The sequence below is a fragment of the Frankia sp. AgB32 genome (assembly GCF_023243045.1).
GTDB lineage: Bacteria > Actinomycetota > Actinomycetes > Frankiales > Frankiaceae > Frankia.
The window spans coordinates 1-16,747 of the sequence record NZ_JALKFX010000101.1 but is presented as its reverse complement, the minus strand read 5'-3'; the positions used below and the strand labels follow the sequence as shown (position 1 = coordinate 16,747).

The 16,747-nt window shown below is 73.2% G+C and carries 15 protein-coding genes; 6 read left to right on the top strand and 9 right to left on the bottom strand.

The window, feature by feature from the left end; translation table 11 throughout:
* On the bottom strand, positions 1-1,027 hold a 1,027-nt coding region (locus tag MXD60_RS22970), incomplete at its 3' end, for an ATP-dependent helicase (protein WP_248821413.1).
* Positions 1,028-1,123: 96 nt separating this feature from the next.
* On the opposite strand from MXD60_RS22970, the gene MXD60_RS22965 reads away from it, so the two are divergent.
* A complete protein-coding gene (locus tag MXD60_RS22965; RefSeq protein WP_248821412.1) occupies positions 1,124-1,363 on the top strand; it encodes a mycoredoxin in 240 nt (79 codons plus the stop codon).
* 113 nt (positions 1,364-1,476) lie between these two features.
* The gene (locus MXD60_RS22960; protein ID WP_248821411.1) at positions 1,477-3,054 is read left to right on the top strand and encodes an ANTAR domain-containing protein; all 1,578 of its coding nucleotides are present in this window, start codon (positions 1,477-1,479) and stop codon (positions 3,052-3,054) included.
* Positions 3,055-3,153: 99 nt separating this feature from the next.
* Here the strand turns inward: MXD60_RS22960 and MXD60_RS22955 are convergent, their stop codons facing one another.
* Both MXD60_RS22955 and MXD60_RS22950 read right to left on the bottom strand, forming a co-directional pair.
* The gene (locus MXD60_RS22955) at positions 3,154-4,551 is read right to left on the bottom strand and encodes a M16 family metallopeptidase (protein WP_248821410.1); all 1,398 of its coding nucleotides are present in this window, start codon (positions 4,549-4,551) and stop codon (positions 3,154-3,156) included.
* Complete coding sequence (locus MXD60_RS22950; RefSeq protein ID WP_248821409.1) at positions 4,548-5,849, bottom strand: M16 family metallopeptidase; 1,302 nt, start codon at positions 5,847-5,849, stop codon at positions 4,548-4,550. The genes MXD60_RS22955 and MXD60_RS22950 overlap by 4 nt, the downstream gene beginning before the upstream one ends.
* Positions 5,850-6,131: 282 nt before the next feature.
* Here MXD60_RS22950 and MXD60_RS22945 point away from each other — a divergent pair, with 282 nt between their 5' ends.
* Positions 6,132-7,562: a helix-turn-helix domain-containing protein gene (locus MXD60_RS22945; RefSeq protein ID WP_248821408.1), complete on the top strand. Its 1,431-nt coding sequence runs from the start codon at positions 6,132-6,134 to the stop codon at positions 7,560-7,562.
* Between the two features lie 109 nt (positions 7,563-7,671).
* Here MXD60_RS22945 and MXD60_RS22940 read toward each other — a convergent pair whose 3' ends face one another.
* From MXD60_RS22940 to MXD60_RS22915, 6 genes are all read right to left on the bottom strand, one after another.
* The gene (locus MXD60_RS22940; RefSeq protein ID WP_248821407.1) at positions 7,672-9,201 is read right to left on the bottom strand and encodes a putative type IV secretion/conjugal transfer ATPase; all 1,530 of its coding nucleotides are present in this window, start codon (positions 9,199-9,201) and stop codon (positions 7,672-7,674) included.
* Entirely contained in the window at positions 9,198-10,736 is a 1,539-nt protein-coding gene (locus MXD60_RS22935) for an SCO6880 family protein (RefSeq protein ID WP_248821406.1), read from the bottom strand. The genes MXD60_RS22940 and MXD60_RS22935 overlap by 4 nt, the downstream gene beginning before the upstream one ends.
* Positions 10,737-10,815: 79 nt before the next feature.
* Complete coding sequence (locus tag MXD60_RS22930; RefSeq protein ID WP_248821405.1) at positions 10,816-12,273, bottom strand: hypothetical protein; 1,458 nt, start codon at positions 12,271-12,273, stop codon at positions 10,816-10,818.
* A gap of 127 nt (positions 12,274-12,400) precedes the next feature.
* On the bottom strand, positions 12,401-13,129 hold the full coding sequence (locus tag MXD60_RS22925) for a DUF8175 domain-containg protein (RefSeq protein WP_248821426.1): 729 nt from the start codon (positions 13,127-13,129) through the stop codon (positions 12,401-12,403).
* A gap of 49 nt (positions 13,130-13,178) precedes the next feature.
* A complete protein-coding gene (locus MXD60_RS22920) occupies positions 13,179-13,517 on the bottom strand; it encodes a hypothetical protein (RefSeq protein WP_248821404.1) in 339 nt (112 codons plus the stop codon).
* Positions 13,514-14,188 carry a hypothetical protein gene (locus MXD60_RS22915; protein WP_248821403.1) on the bottom strand — a complete coding sequence of 225 codons (675 nt, stop codon included), beginning with the start codon at positions 14,186-14,188 and terminating at the stop codon, positions 13,514-13,516. The genes MXD60_RS22920 and MXD60_RS22915 overlap by 4 nt, the downstream gene beginning before the upstream one ends.
* A 274-nt stretch (positions 14,189-14,462) precedes the next feature.
* On the opposite strand from MXD60_RS22915, the gene MXD60_RS22910 reads away from it, so the two are divergent.
* The 3 genes from MXD60_RS22910 (at position 14,463) to MXD60_RS22900 (ending at position 16,695) form a co-directional block, all read left to right on the top strand.
* Positions 14,463-15,512, top strand: a complete 1,050-nt coding sequence (locus MXD60_RS22910) for a C40 family peptidase (protein ID WP_248821402.1) — start codon at positions 14,463-14,465, stop codon at positions 15,510-15,512.
* Positions 15,513-15,644: 132 nt separating this feature from the next.
* Positions 15,645-16,487 (top strand): endonuclease/exonuclease/phosphatase family protein, encoded by an 843-nt coding sequence (locus MXD60_RS22905; RefSeq protein WP_248821401.1) that lies wholly within the window; start codon positions 15,645-15,647, stop codon positions 16,485-16,487.
* 67 nt (positions 16,488-16,554) lie between these two features.
* Positions 16,555-16,695, top strand: coding sequence for a MerR family DNA-binding transcriptional regulator (locus MXD60_RS22900; RefSeq protein WP_248821400.1), 141 nt, complete (start codon positions 16,555-16,557; stop codon positions 16,693-16,695).
* Positions 16,696-16,747: the final 52 nt, after the last annotated feature.

Below are 16,747 nucleotides of genomic sequence, written 5' to 3'. Positions count from 1 at the left end.
CCCCCCGGGCGGGGGCCGGGGGGGCCGGGTTGCCCCACCCCCCCCGGGGGGGCGCCGCCCGGGCGGGCGCCGCGGCGACGAGCCCGGCGCCGGCGCCGGCCCGCACCAGCCGGTTGGCCAGGGTCACCACCTGCGGTGTCGAGCGGTAGTCGCGCACGAGCCGGACCATCGCCGCCGCCGGGTAGCGACGCGGGAAGTCCAGCAGGTACCGGGGCGACGCACCAGCGAAGGAGTAGATGGTCTGGTTCGGGTCCCCGACGACGCAGAGGCTGTCCCGCTCGCCCAGCCAGGCGTCCAGCACCCGCTGCTGCAGGGTGTTGACGTCCTGGTACTCGTCGACGACGAAATGGCGGTAGCGGGAGCGGATCTCCGTGGCGACCCAGCCGTGTTCCTCGATCATGGCCGCGGTGAGCAGCAGCAGGTCCTCCATGTCGAGCACGCCGGACTCGCTCTTGACCTCCTCGTAGGCGGCATAGAGGCGGCCGACGGTCTCCGCCGTCAGAGTGGTCTCCCGGCCGCCGGATACCGCCTCGCGGGCGTAGTCCGCCGGCGTGATCAGGCTGGCCTTCGCCCACTCGACCTCGGCGGTCAGGTCGCGCAGCTCCGCCCGGTCCGGCCGCAGCCGCAGCCGCCCCGCCGCCTGGACCATCTGCGGGATCTTGCTGCGCTCGGTGCGGGGCAGGGGGCCCCCGGCCACGGACGGCCAGAAGTAGTGAAGCTGCCGCAACGCCGCCGAGTGGAACGTTCGGGCCTGTACCCCCGGCACGTTCATGGCCCGCAGCCGCCCGCGCAGCTCCCCCGCCGCCCGGGCGGTGAAGCTCAGCGCAAGCACCTGATCGGGGCCAACCCCCCGATCGACGACCATGTGGGCGATTCGGTGGGTAATCGTGCGCGTCTTGCCCGTACCAGCCCCGGCGAGGATGCACACTGGGCCTAGCGGGGCGTCCGCCGCGGCCCGCTGCTCGGGGTCGAGCGCCGCGAGGAGGTCAACGGTGTGCGGGGCGGCGGGAGCAGGCGATCCGGACATCCCTCGACACGGTAGTACCCGCTCGCCACGGGAAGCGGCGGCGGCGCGCAGCGGTTACAGCAGTCGTTGTGTACCAACGACTTGGAGGATCATAAGGTGCTCACGATCTACTCGACTTCCTGGTGCGGCTACTGCGTTCGACTGAAGGGCCAACTCGATCGCGCCGGCATCGAGTACAAGGCCGTCGATATCGAGAACGACCCGACAGCAGAGCAACTTGTCCGCGATGCGAACAACGGGAACGCGACCGTGCCGACCGTGCTCTTTCCCGATGGCACTGTGATGACGAACCCGAGTCTTCGCCAGGTCACCGAGAAGGTCACTTCTGCCGCATAACGGATACGTAGAGCAACGACATCCCGGGAGTTCTTACCTTCCCACCGCACACGCGGCCGGCTCGTGGGACGGTGTCCGTCACTGCCCGTGAAGTTTGTGGGAGAGTTCGGCCTGTGTCGTCAGCACCCTCAGAACAGGCGTGGAGCACCGTCGATGCCGCGCTGCGGGCCGTTCGCGCCCTGGACCGGATGGAGACGGCCTGTTTCGTCGTGGTTTCTGCGACGACCGCAAGCTATCTCCGTGTGACCGGAACCTTCGGCGATCTCGACGAGGGAACCAACTATCCCCGCGCGGACAGCGTCATCGCCCGGATGCTCGACGGTGCGCCCGCTGCGGTGTCCGGGATCGACGCGGGCAACCCCGCGGCCGATACCGCCGAGCACCGCCAGTTGGGGGTGCGCAGTTATCTCGCGACACCGGTGATCAGGCCGGACGGCCGGCTGCTCGGCGTACTGGCCAGCCTGGACCACGCCGACGTGCCCGTACCCGCCGACACCCAGGCGCTGATCCGCGGAATCGCGGACGCGCTCGGGGCCGCCGGTGACGTCCCGGCGCCACCGGCATCAACGGCACCGCCGGCGGTCTCCTCGAACGGACCCAGGCCCGCCGAGGGGGCCGCGGCCAGGCCGGACGTCGTTGCCGCCGGTGAAACACCCTCCACCGAAGCCGGGCACCCGCGACCCGACCCGGCTGCGCACGTCCCGGCGTCGCAGCAACCGGCGCCGGCCGCGGCGCCCGCCGTCCTCGGCGCGGCACAGCCCGGCGCGGCACAGCCCGGCGCGGCACAGCCCGGCGCGGCACAGCCTGGCGCGGCACAGCCTGGCCACGAGCGAGCGGACCACGGCGGCGGCGCCGCGGGAAACGGCACGGCCGGCCCCCCGGCGGCCGACGCCGGGCAGCCGGCCTCCGCCGTACCGGCGGCCGGGGAGTCGCCGGGCGGCCCCGCCGCCGCTACCGGCCCACGTCCACCCGGGCGGATGCCGACGCCGCAGGCCATGGCACGGGCCGTGCGCCCCGGACCACCGGGTCGCACCGGCCCGGTCCGGCCCGGTCGCCCGCCCGCCGCGGGCGGCGACGCCGGCGCCGGCGGTCCCGATCCGAAGGCGACCACACCGGCTGGTGTCCGCCGGTCCGGTGGTGACATGCGGCTGCGCCGGACGTCCGCCGGCTGGGTCGTGGAGGGTCCCGGCCCCGAACTACGCCCGGTCGGCGACCTGCTGTCCGCCATGGTCCTCGCTGATCTGCTCGCGGAGGACCTCGCTCCGCCCGGGCGGCCGCGGCGAGCCGAACGTGACCTCGGCGAGGTCGAGCAGCTGCGGCTGTCGGTCGTCCAGCTCGAACACGCCCTCGCCTCGCGCGTGATCGTCGAACAGGCCATCGGCGTGCTGGCGGAGCGCCATCAGATCCGGCCGCGGGAGGCGTTCGAGCGGCTCCGGCGCACGGCCCGTGGCATGGGCCGACGGGTACATGACCTGGCCCGGCAGGTGGTCGACTCGGTCGGCGACCCACGGGTGGTCCTGCCGGGTGAGCTGTTCAGCCGCGGCCCGGTGTCCGGCGGTGGCCAGGTGGGTGGCGCCGCGCCCGGCGGCGCGGCGGCGCACCCGGGCGGGGCGAACGCCGGCCAGGGGCCGGGAACCGGCGTGGGCGCACCGCGGCCGGCGCCCCCGCGCTCCACCTCGGGGCGCCGCTGAGCCGCCGCCACCCCGGCCGCCCACGCGGCGCGGCCGGCCGAGGCGACAGCGGCACTGGTCTGGTTCGGCGACGCGCCGGCGCGGCGCGGGCCGCGCAGGTCAGGACTCGGCGACGGGGCCGAGGCTGCCGACCGCGCGGAGGATCTTCGCCCGGTCACCGACGAGGACGGTGACCAGCCCGGTCGGGGCGAGCAGTTCCGCCGCGGCGGCCTGCACGTCGTCGACTGTGACCTCAGCCAGCGCTCTGGGGTGATCACGCAGGTACTCCACGCCCAGACCGGCGCCGGCCAGCGCGGACAGGGTGGAGGCGAGACCCGCGGCGGTCGCGCTGCCGAGCGCGAGCGTGCCCACCGCGTACTGGCGAGCCGCGTCGAGCTCCGCCTGGCTCGGTGCCAGCACCGCCAGGCGCCCGAGCTCGTAGCGGATCTCCACCAGGGCCGGCCCGGTCACCTCGGTGGCGACGTCCGCGGCGACGGTGAACCGCGAACCCACCTGATAGTGGTCGATCGAGCTGCGCGGCGAGTAAGTGTAGCCCTTGTCCTCGCGGATGTTGTCGACGAGCCGGGAACTGAAGTAGCCGCCGAAGATCGTGCTGGCCAGGCGCTGCGCCGGGGCGCCGGGTGCGGAGCGGGCCAGGGCCGCCCCGCCCAGGCGGATGTTCGTCTGCACGGCGCCGGGACGGTCCACGATGATGATCGGGCCGAGGCCCAGCGGCGGCAGCGGCGGCGCCGGGCGGGCCGCCTGGCCCGACCAGCCGCCGAGGGCCGCGCTGACCGCGGCCAGCGCCCGCTCGGGAGTGATGTCGCCGACGAGGGTGAGGATGGCCCCGGCCGGCGAGACCCGCTCGGCGTGCAGGGCCCGCACGTGGCCCGGCTGCACCGCACCGACGATGTCGGGATCGGCGATGCCCGTCGCGTACGGGTGGTCGCCGAACAGCCGGGCGAGCAGAGCCTCCCGGGCGATGACCGTCGGCTGGCTGCGCGCCACGGCGGTGTCCTCGACGATCCGCTCCCGCTCGCCCGCGACCTCGTCGTCGGGGTAGGTCGCGCCCAGCAGGACGTCGGCCATGATCTCCAGGAGCGGTTCGAGGTTCACCGCGAACGCGGAGCCCACGACGGCGAGCCGGTCGTTGTCGACGCCGGTGGACAGGGCACCGCCGAGCCGCTGGACCTCGGTGGCCAGGCCCACGCGGTCCAGCCGCGGCGAGCCGGTGAACAGGGTCTCCGCCAGCACCTCGGCCCGCGCGTGATGGTCGGCGCCGAGACCGGCGAAGGGGATGCGCAGGCGCACCTCGACGAGCGGCACCGACGAGCGCTCGACGACCAGCACCCGCAGCCCGTTGTCGAGCGTGCGGTCGGTGACCGCCGGCAGTTCCGCCGGCTCGGTCGGCCGCACCGCGGGCAGGACGCCGACGGCCGGGGCCGCGCCGGCCGTCGTCGCGGCGGCCGGAGGGCGGGCGGGCGTCGGATTCGTCGAGCTCACAGCACTCCTGATCATGATGCGGCGCCGGCGTGCAGCTCCAGGACCGAGCGGCCCTGCGTCAGCAGCGACCCGGCGGCGGCGGCGATCGCCGCTTCCGTGACCGTCGACAGCTCGGCGGGCAGCTCGTTGACCAGCTCGGGCCGACCACGGTGCAGCTCGTGCACGGCCATCGCCATGGCGCGCCCGAGCGCGTCGTCGGCCTCGCGCAGCAGCGCCGAACCCACCCGGGCCTGGACCCGCTCCAGCTCGCCGGCCGCCAGGCCGTCGTTCGCCAGCCGGGACAGCTCCTCGTCGACGGCCGCGAGGACCGCGTCGGCGCTCGCGTCCTCGGACTGGCGGGCGTCCAGGGTGAGCAGCAGCGGGTCCCGCTGTTCGAACGGGTTGCCGAACGTGCCGAGATACGTGCTGATCCCGAGCACCGAACGGTCCTTCTGCACCAGCCGGCGCTCCAGCCGGCTGGCGTCGCCGTCGCTGAGCACCTCGGTCAGCAGGTAGTAGGCGAGGAAACCGTGCAGGTCGGCGATCGGGTCGGGAACGCGGTAGCCGACGGCGAGGGCCGCGCGCGGCGCCAGCGGGTCGGTGATGGTGGCCCGGCGTTCGGCCGTGGGCACCGGCTCGGTGAAGCCTGCCCGCGGTGGCACCGCACGGGCGGGGATGTCACCGAAGTACCGCTCGATGAACGCCGACGTCTCGGCGGGATCGATGTCCCCGGCCACGGTGAGCACCGCGTTGCCGGGCGCGTAGTACTTGTCGAAGAAGTCCTCGGCGTCCTCGAGACTGGCCGCGGCCAACTCCGAGAAATCGCCATAACCGTTGTGCGCGTTGGGAAACGTGTCGAACGCGACCGGCGGCAGCTTGATCCAGGGAAATCCGCCGTATGGCCGGTTGAGGACGTTGACCCGGATCTCCTCCTGGACAACCGCGATCTGGTTGTCGAGGTTCTGCCGGGTGATCTTCGGGGCCCGCATACGGTCGGCCTCGAGGAACAGCGCCAGTTCGAGCGCGCCGGACGGCAGCAGCTCGAAATAGTCGGTGTGGTCGGGATGGGTGGAACCGTTGAAGATTCCCCCGGCCGCCTGGACGTGCTTCGGATGCTCTGCCTTGCCGACGTTCGCGCTGCCCTGGAACATCAGATGCTCGAACAGATGCGCGAAACCGGTGCGACCCTCCGGCTCGGAGCGGAAGCCGACGTCGTAGTGCACGGAGACGGCCACCACGGGCGCGGTGCGATCGGGAGCGAGAAGAACGCGCAGCCCGTTGTCGAGCCGGGTCCGCTCGATCGGATAGGAGGATGCCGGCAGGGCGGACCCCACCGCGGCGGACCCCGCCGGACCGGGTTCTCTAGACGACGACACAGTTGCCCACGCTACTGTCCGGACCCAGCTGGCGGTATACCTGCGCCGCCGCGTCGCGCTCGACGGCTTCCTCGAGGACGACCGAGGCGGGATCTGCCCGGACAGCGCCGCGCCTTCGCCCGAACCCGGCCGGACAGATTCGGCCGGCATATCGGACTCGCGCCTTCGCCAGCGATCCCAGCAGGCCGACACCGCCGGGCCAGGGGACTCGTCGGCGGCTCGGTGGGTCAGACTGTTCCCATGGGACAGTTCCCGGCTGGCCTGACGGCGACGCTCGCGGCGGAGTTTGACTGCGTGGGCGAAGAAATCATGACGGCGATCCCCCGCGAGGTGCCCGCCTACGCCCGCCCGCTGGAAGGCCCCTTCGGCCGCGGGGTCCGCCGGGGCGTCACCGAGGCGCTGCACCAGTTCCTCACCGTCGTCGAGGCTGGTCCGGCTCGCGTACCCGACCTCGCCGCCAGCCGCGAGGTGTACGTCCGCCTCGGCCGGGGCGAGGTGCGCTCCGGCCGGTCGCTGGACAACCTGCTCAGCGCCTACCGGGTGGGTGCCCGGGTGTCCTGGCGGCGGTTCGGCGAGGCCGCGGCCCGCCAGGGCGTCGACGCGGCCGGTCTGGTCTCCCTCGCCGAGATGATGTTCGCCTACATCGACGGCATCTCCGCCGCCTCCGCCGAGGGCTACGCCGCGGAACAGTTCACCGCCGCGGGCGAGCGGGAGCGCCGGCTGGACCGGCTCGGCGAGATGCTGCTCTCCGGGTCGCCCGCGGAGGCCGTCAGGCAGGTCGCCAGCGCCGGGTGCGTCCGGTTGCCGAGCCGCATCGCCGCCGTGCTGATCCCGGGTCGCAACCCGCCGCCGCTGGCCCACCGCTCCGCCGCGACGACGGCGCAGGCAGATCCCTCGCCCGCCTGGCCGGACTCGTTCGCCGACGGCTCGCCACCGGCGCCGCTCTGGCCGGCCGTGTTGGTCGCCGACCATCCGCGCGCCGTGCAGGGCGAGGACACCTGGCTGTTCGTCGGCGGGACCGACCGCGGGCCGGCGCGCGCCGCGCGCGCCGACCGGCTGGCCGGGCTCGGGGCGATCGTCGGTCCCGCCGTGCCCCTGGGCCAGACCACGGCGAGCGCCGCGCGGGCCCGGTTCGCCCGCGACGCCCGCTCCGGTGGCCGGCTGCCTGCCGCCGCCGGGACGGATCCGCTGTTCACCGACGAGCACCTGAGCGCGCTGCTGCTCGCCCGCGACCCCGCCCTCGTCGCCGACCTGGCCGCCCGGCTGCTGGCGCCGCTGGCCGGGCTGCCCGAGCGGACCCGCGAGCGGCTCGCCGAGACCCTGCTGCACTGGCTGTCGCTGCGCGGCCAGCGCGGCCTGATCGCCGAGCGGCTGCACGTCCATCCGCAGACCGTCCGCTACCGCGTCAACCAGCTACGCGAGCTGTTCGGGCCGTGTCTGGAGGATCCGGACATCCGGTTCGACCTCGAACTGGTGCTGCGCGCGGCCGCGGCCGACACCCGGCCCGCCACGCCCGAGCCCCGGACCGCCACCACGGCCACCAGCACCGGCGACGTCGCCGAGGACGTCGACGTCCCCACGCTCAGGGGGATCGTCGACGTCCTCGACCAGGAGAGCCGCGAAAAGTCCCGAGGAACGCGCGGACCAGGATCGCGTAATCCACCACGATGAGTTTCTCTTCAGTTGCGTTCACGGGGTGACGTGCAGGTCGATGGTACGACCATCCGGATCATGAAGGACATGGGTGCCTGGGGGAAAGAATCGTTTGGGCTGGGCGGGATCAGGTCGCCATGCGTTCGTCGGTGTGGTAAAGCTGCGCTTCGGCGTCGGTGAGGACGAGCTGGACGGGGTAGCCGCCGATGCCGGCGATCTTCCACAGGCCGCGGCCGCGGTCGCCGCCGCCCCAGGAGGCGACGAGGTGGCGTTCGGCGTCGGTGAGGCCGACGGCGTCGGCGAGGTCGGCGAGTGGACGGGTGTCCTGGGCGAGCAGGATCCGCACGTCGCAGGACGAGACCAGCTCGCGGGCGATCGCGACGGCTTCGGAGCCGGCGGCGCCGACCGCCTCGAAGTCGGCGAGGCGGTGGGTGGCCAGTACCTGGATGGTCCCTTCGGCGCGACTCAGCCGCAGATCAGAGTCGATCTTGCGAACGAACTCGACGCCGGCGCGGAGTTGGCGCCACACCTCGTCGCGGATGACCATGCGTAGCCGGCCGGGTTCGTCGATCGCGGCCTGCCCCCAGCTGGACAGGCAGGACAGGCCGACGACGACGGCGTCCTCGCCGCGCTGGGACAGCCGGGAGATGTCGACCGACTGCATGGGGGCGTCGAAGTCGAGCGCGACGGTGGTGGGGGCGTCGAAGATCCCGGCGAGGTTGCGGACCATCGAGCCCAGTGCGTCGGTGACCCGGCGGAACAGGCCGACGAACTCGGCCTGCGACGCGCAGCGCACGGCAGTGACGAGATGGTCGGGGGCGTCGAGCAGCACCCGGTGGATGTCGGGGATCGTCGGGTCCGCGAGCCGGGAGTGGGCGTGGTGTTCACCGGTGGCGATCCGCAGGGCCTCGGCGAGGACGGTCTCGTCCTCGGGGCCGACCGGGGTGCGGGCGCCGACGAGGGTGACCAGCAGGCGCAGCCGGCGCCGCGCGATCTCGGCGAGGCGTTCGGTGAGCAGGGCCGGGTCGCGCAGCAGCCGGGCGCCCAGCGGGCCGGCGTCGAGGGGGTTGAGCCGCCCGGGCAGGCCGGGGCCGAGTTCGCTGACGGTGCCGCCGACCGCCTGCACGAGCGGCCCGTACTCGCCCTTGAGGTCGCCGAGGACGAGGGTGGACACGCCGAACTGGGTCAGCCGCAGCGACAGTGCCTTCAGGGTCGCGGACTTCCCGGCGCCGGGGCTGCCGGAGACAAGCAGGTTGGGGTTGCGGACCAGGCCGTGGCGCAGCCATTCGACGGGATGGCAGGAAAACGCCGAGCCGGTGATGACGTCGTAGCCGATGTAGGCCCCCACGGGAGGCACGCCGGCGCGGGTCAGCATCGGGTAGAGGCCCTGCACGGCGGCGGTCGACCCGCGCCATACCGACGCCTGGGCGGTGTTCGCCGCCCGCCCCCCGAACGCGCCGCGCCGGCCCCGGCGCGCCACCCACGCCCGCGGCGCCTCGGCCGCGTCGGGTGCGGCGGGCTGGTCCGGCGCCGGACGTGAGGCGGGCAGCAGGTCGACGAGCGCACGTGCCGGCAGCGACGTCAGATCCCGATCGCGCCGAGCGCGTCGGGTGGATCCGGCGTGCCGGGGCTGCGGGGTGGATCCGCGGGGGCTCATCGCAGCAGCCCGGTGCCGGGCAGGCCAAGGCCCAGGGGCAGGGTGGTGGCGAAGGCGGCGTCCTGGGCCATCCACAGCCGGCGCAGCACCAGCCGGCAGCCCTGCCCGGCGGCGTCGGCCTCCAGTTCGGCGCAGGCCTCCTCGAGCCGTTCGGGGTCGGTGACGGTGACGGTGAGATAGCCGGCGAACTTGACCAGGCCGTGGCCGAGCGCGTTCTCCGCCTCCTGCCGTTGGGCGTCGGCCAGCGCCTGGCGTTCGCTGGTCCGTACGATGCCGCCGGTGCGCTGGCGCATGCTGACCGAGAACGACGAGCGGGTGATGTCGCCGAGCACGGCCCGTTCCGCCTCGGACGGTGGCAGCGGTTCGTAGACCATCGCGATCGCGCGTCGCGCCGTCGCGGTCGAGCGCAGCACCGGGACCAGTCCGCCGGCGGCGACCGGGGAACGCGGCCACTCGTAGACCTGGTAGGTCACCGAGTAGCCGCCGTCGTGATGGTAGGAACCCAGCTTCGCCTCCGCGGCCACGGGACCGGCGAGCGCCGGGTCGACGCCCGGGGCCAGGCCGGCCCAGGCCGGGTCGCCGGCCGCCGCGCGGTGCGCGGCCCGGGGGCCGGCCGCGTGCGGGTCGAACGCCGTGCGGATCACCTCCGCCAGGTCCCGCACCGACAGCCAGCGGCGGACCTCGACACCCGCCGAGCGCATCCGGTCCCCCGCCGCGCCGACCTCCCGGAGCAGCACCGCGGCCGCCCCGGTGTCCCCGCCACCCGCGGCCTTGATCGCCGACCGGGCCCGCTGCGTCGACAGGGAGATTGCCAGGTACGCCTCGTGGCGGGACTGCCAGACCTGCTGGCCGCCGAGCAGCGCCGCCGCGGTGCGGGTCGCCAGCTCCGGCGCGTCGACGCTGGTGTGCGCGGCGGTCCACTGCACCAGCTCGGCGCCGTCCTCAGGCAGGTACCGCTGGTACAGGCCGACGCGGGACACCGGCTTGCCGTCCTCGCACCAGCCGGCGAGCAGCCCGCCCCACGCACCGACCCGCCGGGCCGCGGACGCCGCGTCCGCGAGCGCCAGGCCGGGAAACTGAATGTTCAGTACGACGGTGTAGGTCTGCTCGTACGGGTGGTGCACGATCGCGATCGGCATGCCCGCGCCCCGTTCCTCCTCCAGGAACCGCAGCGGCGCCAGCACCCCGGGCAACTCCGCCCGCGGCAACCCCGCCGGGTCCGCCGGATCCGCCGCCGGCTGCCACGCCGCACCGGCATACCAGGTCTCCCGGCCCGCCTTCGACCGTCGGAACCGCACCATCCGCAGCACCCACTCCCCGACCGCGAGTCCCTGCACCCGCAGCCACGCGGCGATCAACATCAGTCCCGCCAGCGGCAGCACCACCGGCAACGCGACGAACGCCCCATAGGCCACCGTGTACCCGGTCATCACCACCGCGGCGACGACCAGCAACGCCCGCGGCACACTCAGCCCCAGCGCCCAGGTCCCCGCCCGGTCCCGCTTCCACCCGTGATAGGTCTCCACCCCGCTCACCGGCCCTCACCCCCGCCCGGGCCGTGCGGCGGCGGCGCCGACAGCCGCCGGGGCACGGCCCAGCCCGTCCGGGCCGAGGTCACGGACGCTCCTGCCAACGGACGCCAGCGGCACCCGGCCCACCACGGCGCACCACCGGCCGGACGCTCGCCGGGACGACCGGCGGCCGGCCATCGGGCACCTGGCCCTGCGCAGGAACCACCGAGGGCTGTTCCTGCGCGGAGACAGACCCCGGCTGGGCCTCCTTCGGATTCACCCGCGCAGGTGCGGGGGGTGGCTTCGCGATCGGCAGGCCGTCACCCGGTCGGGGAACAGACGACGCACCCGGCTCGACACCGGTGTCCTCGACCGGTACCGGAGCCTGCGCCTCGGTGGCGTCCCCCGGCGGCGCCGGCGTCGGGCCACCACCAGCGGGCACGGGCGAGGGCGCCACCGGCGCCGACGCGCCGCCGCCCCCGGGTGTCCCACCGCCGGTGCGACCGGGGGACGGGCGGGGAGCACCACGCCCACCGCCACCGCGTAGCCAGGGGGTGTCCGGTGACTCACCGGTCCCACCGAGACCGGCGTGCGCCGCCGTGCGGCCCAGCTGACGCTGAAACCCGCCCGCCGCGGCCACGGCAGCGGTAGCCGCCATCGGGAGGAACCCCGCCACGCCCGCGGCACCTCCGGCGGCACCTGCCGCGCCGCCGCTGGCCCCACCAGAACCCATCCGCTGCAGCATCGTCGGATCCAGCGGGTTGCCACCCCCGGACCCACCCCCGCCGCTCATGCTCGACGCACGGGAGCCGAGACTGGACGCGGCCCCGATGAGCAGTCCAAGACCACCGGAGACCTGACCGTCGACGTCGATCGCGAAGAACCGGGCCAGCGCCGGCCAGCACAACACCGCCGCCGCCAATGTCATCAACGCCACGATCGTCGACTCGACACCACTGGCAGCATGCACCTGCTTGAACCCCAAAGTGAAACAGAGAGTGATCGACGGAGGGACGAGTAGCAGCCGGAACGTCGCCATCGCCTGCCGCTGCCACCACACCGCCGTCCGATCCGACAGCAATCCCGACGCCCCGATCGGCGACGTCGCGACCAGCACCGCGATCGCCACCTTCACCATCAGGATCTCCGCCCACAACACGATCACGGTGACCAGGGAAACAAGTGCGAACACCAGGGTGAGCGCCGGAGTCGGCTGGTTGATCAGCACCACGCGCACTGTGTCCATGAAGTGCTGCTGGTCGTCGTGGGTCTTCGCAACAATCCACGTACAGATGTCCCCCGACAGGCTCGCGCCGGTCTGCACCACCGCCTCGGTGACCGCGATCGCCACCGTAGCCCTCACCAACCCTGCCAGCGCCGCCGACACATGCCCACCGTCGGCAGACATCTGCGTTCGCACAATCGCGATCAGCAGCACCATCACCGCGACAATAGCTCCGAGCGCCGTGCAGATCTGATAGACATCGTCCACACTTTTGGCGTTGTAGTTCACCTTCGCCATGTTCGGCCAGGCTGTCATCAACCCGTCGACCAGATCCACCGCAGCATTGGAAAACTGCTGGATGATCAGCCCCCAAATCCCGTCGGCGGCAGCCCCGATGCCGTCATGCACCAAGTCCTGCGCCTCGCCGACAGCCGCATGGTAGACCTCAGAGGGGGTTGGAATCCTAGCCAAGCTGGAACTCCTCCCAGCCGGCTGTCAGATATTTTTCCGGGTCGGAGCTGGAGGAGACCTTCAGTGAATCCGGAACATCTTCTATATCCTCCAGGTGCCAGTCGCCGTCCTGCCAGACCAGATAAAAAGCGCTTTGCCACGGTCGTGTACTCGTGACTCCGGTCGAGTTGCCCACCTGCAGGGTCGCAAGCACAGCGACAGTTGCTCGCCGGGCGTCAGCCGTTGGCAGAATTCGCAAAGCCACCGGGGTGTTCGTGGACCAGTCGTCTGCAGCAGGAGGGTGAGCGCGGTAGTCCGCATGAAGTGCGGCCGCATCCCGCGCGAACGCTTTGTCGGTTTCAATTGTCCTGAATACGCCGATCTGGCGGTCCTCTCCCGCGGGCACGGTCAGCGGGCTCCAGCGGATGGCGGCGGAGGCGGCGCCTTCAGGGGTGTGGGGGAAGCCGAGGGGGACGCCGTTGGGGGCGGTGCGGGCGGGGTGTGGCAGGAGTATCGGGCCTGGGGCGGTGGGTGTGCGGGCGGGTTGGGGGGAGGGGATGCCGAAGCGGGTGGGCGCGGGCGTCGGCGCGGCGGTCTGCGTGTGGTCGCCGCTGCCGGTGACGGCGAGGGTGATGCCGACGGTGGTGGCGATGAGGACGAGGGCAGCGACCGCGAGCAGGAACGTGCGGCGCCGGCGGCCCGGGGGGCCGCCGTAGGGGGTCATCTGCTGGGTCAGGGACATGGCCGAAGGTTCCCGCTCCGCTCGGGCTGACGGGTTGGATCGCGCGGTTTCAGATCGCGAGGTTGTAGAAGGTGTTGACCAGCGGGATGGCGATGCCGACGAGGAAACCGCAGCCGACGGCCCAGCCGAAGGCGGTCAGGCCGCGGTCGAAGTGCTGGGGGCGGGCGGTCATCCGGGCCCAGCCGGCGAAGCCGGCGGAGATGAGCGCGGCGATGCCGCAGGCGGTGACTGCGCCGTACATCGACCAGGACAGGATCTTGTTGAGGGCCGAGGTCGCCTGGCCCGGAAGGCCGTCGGTGCCCGGGTTGACCGACTGAAGGGGGTCGCGCCGGGTGGGCTCGCCGGCGGCGAGAAGCAGGGTGGCGTGCGCGGCGAGTCTGTCGATCATGCTGCGGTCTCCAGGGCGAGGTGGTGGACGAGGGCGTCGGCGGCGCGCTGCGCGTCGCGGCCGCCGTGGCCGGCTTCGAGGCGTCCTGTGGCGCGTACCGACGGCAGGTGGGGTACCCGGGTGATCGCACCGACCTCGCCGTCGAGCATGACCATCCGGGCCCGGACGGGTCGGGGCATGCGCCCACCCGCGATGTCGACGACCGCGGCCACCAGATCCTCGGCCGCGACGCCGGCCTGGCGCAGGGCACGGGCGGCGGTGAGGGCCTGCTGCAGCGGCCCGGTCGCGGACGGGGTGACGAGCAGGACCCGCACGCCGGGCTCGGTGAGCAGCCGGTACCACTGCTCGGCATGCAGCAGATACAGCACCGAGTCGTAGGAGTCGACGACCAGCGTGGTCCAGGCCGGATCGGCGCCCTCGACCACGCCGACCGTGTCGATGCGGGCGAGTGGATCCGCCGGGGCGAGCACGTGGTAGGCACCGCGGTAACCGGGCATGGTCGCGAGGCCGTCCGGCCCGCGGGGCAGGCTGCGGCGCAGGCTGAACAGCCCCGGTGTGTCATCGATGAGTACCAGCGGCCCGGCCGCGCACAGCCGGTGGGCCAGCAGGTCCGCCGTGGTCGAGCGACCCACGCCGCCACCCGCGGCGACGACGACCACCAGGTCGCTCATCGCGGGCAACGCTGGCGGGAGTTGGGGCGATGCCGGTGTGGGGAGCGCCCCAAGGTCCTCGCTCTGCGGGACCCACCCACCCGTAGGCGTGTACATCCCCGACCTACCCCCCCACACCAGGCACTCGATATGACCAAGAGCGATCTTCCTGATGCGTATTGCATCAGGATCGTGCGTCACAGTAGCTGCGGGATTACAGCAAATCAAATAGATTGCTCCGCATAGAGATCGTTTGTGTGGACTTGCGACGGACGACGAAGCGGCGGGGTGGACGGTGACCACGGAGGCGGCAGCCGGGGGTGGCCCCGGCACGAACGCCAGCACGACCGCTATCGCGGTCGTGCTGGCTGTGGGTCTCGTCCTGACCGTGGTTGCGGCCGGGATACTCGGCGGGCTCGCCGGCGCCGGCGCGTTCGGATCGGACACCGACGACACCGGCACACCCGCTGTCACCGGTCCGGTCACAGGAATCCCCGCCGAGTACGTCGGCGCCATCCTCAGCGCGGGTCGCACCTGCACAGCCCTCAGCCCCGGGCTGCTCGCCGCACAGCTGAAACAGGAGTCCGGCTTCAACCCGACCGCCCGCTCCGGCGTCGGCGCCGTCGGCATCGCCCAGTTCATGCCCGCCACCTGGGCCGCCCACGGCGTCGATGGCAACGGCGACGGCCGCGCCGATCCCCTCGACCCCGCGGACGCCATCCCCGCCGCGGCCCGCTACGACTGCGCGGTCGCCGCCACCGTCGCCCGCGTCCCCGGCGACCCCGTCCGCCTGATGCTCGCCGCCTACAACGCCGGCCCCGGCGCCGTCCTCGCCGCCGGCGGCGTCCCCCCCTACGCCGAGACCCAGACCTACGTCGCGAAAATCATCTCCGGTGCGGCCGCCATGACCGCGGCGATCAACGCCGCCACCATGCCGCCCGGCACGCTCACTCCCGCCGCCGGCACCGCCATCACCTTCGCCCGCCACCAACTCGGCAAGCCCTACCACCTCGGCGCGAACGGCCCCGACTCCTGGGACTGCTCCTCCCTCGTCCAAGCCGCCTACGCCAACGCCAGCATCACCCTGCCCCGCACCACCTACGACCAGGCCGGCAGCTCAGGTCCCAGCATTCCCGTCGGCGACATCGACGGCTGGCAGCCCGGCGACCTGCTGTTCGCCGCAGGCTCCGACGGCACCCCGGACAACCCCGGCCACGTCGGCATCTACCTCGGTGACCGCCAGGTCCTGCACGCCCCAAAGACCGGCGACGTCGTCAAGATCGTCACACTCGACCACTACGAGAAGGTCACCGGCGTCACCCGCCCCGCCGCACTCCAGCCATGACCCCCGCACCGCCACGCTCCCAGGGTGGGTTGTGGGCCGCAGCCGGCCCCTACCGCCGTCGGCGTGGTGTCCTCCACGCTCCTGGTCTTCAGATTTTCAGTGGCCTTCCAGTAGTTCGGGTACGGTCCAGGCGTGCGGCTGGGCTCCTTCAACGTGATGCACGGCCTGTCGCTCACCGACGGCCGGGCCGACCCGGACCGGTACGCCTCCGCCGTCGCGGACCTGGGCGCCGACGTCCTCGGCCTGCAGGAGGTGGACGTCGACCAGCCGCGCTCCGGCCGGCGCGACCTGGCTGCCGAGGCGGCAGCGGCGCTCGGCGCGGCCGCCGGCGGCTGGTTCTTCGCCCCGACCGTGTTCGGCACTCCCGGCGTGAGCTGGCGGCCGGCGACGGGGGCGCGCGCGCCCGGCGAGCCGGCGTACGGCATCGCGCTGGCGAGCCGGTTCCCCGTGGCCGAGTGGCGGATCATCGAGCTTGGCCGGGCGCCGGTGCGTTCCCCCATCGCGATCCCGGGCGCGCCGGGCGGCCGGAGCCGGCTGATCATGTTGGACGACGAGCCCCGGGTCGCGATCGCCGCCCTGATCGACTCTCCGGCCGGCCGGCTGACCGTCGTGAACACCCACCTGTCGTTCGTGCCGGGCTGGAACGCCGTGCAGCTCGTGCGCCTCGCCCGCCGTCTCGCCGCCGTCGACGGCCCGCTGGTCGTCCTCGGCGACCTGAACCTGCCGGGACGGCTGCCGGGCCTGCTGACCCGCTGGCACCGCCTGGCCGCCGCCCCGACCTACCCGGCGCCCGCGCCGCGCCTCCAGCTCGACCACGTGCTGGCCCGCGGCCAGGTCGGCAACGTCACCGCCGTCCGCTGCCAGCGCACGGACATCTCCGACCACCGCGCCCTGCTCGTCGACCTCGATGCCGCGACGCACCCGCCAGCGAAGGGTTGGGGACGCACCACCGCGCCCGCTTCTCCCGGAGGTTGACCTTCCCCCATGGGCAGGGCTCATCGTCGTCCGTGCCGGGCGCCGCGCCCGGCACAAGGAGGCGGCCTTGACGGTCCTGCTGACGATCGGTGAGTTCGCGCGCCTGAGCCAGCTTTCCCCGAAGGCCCTGCGGGTCTACGACGACCTGGGGCTGCTGCGGCCAGAACGCGTCGACCCGATTACGGGGTTGTCAACTGCCGCAGCTTGAGTATGCGATATAATGCGTAAGTGAACTTGAAGCAGTGGGCTGAGCGTGAGGG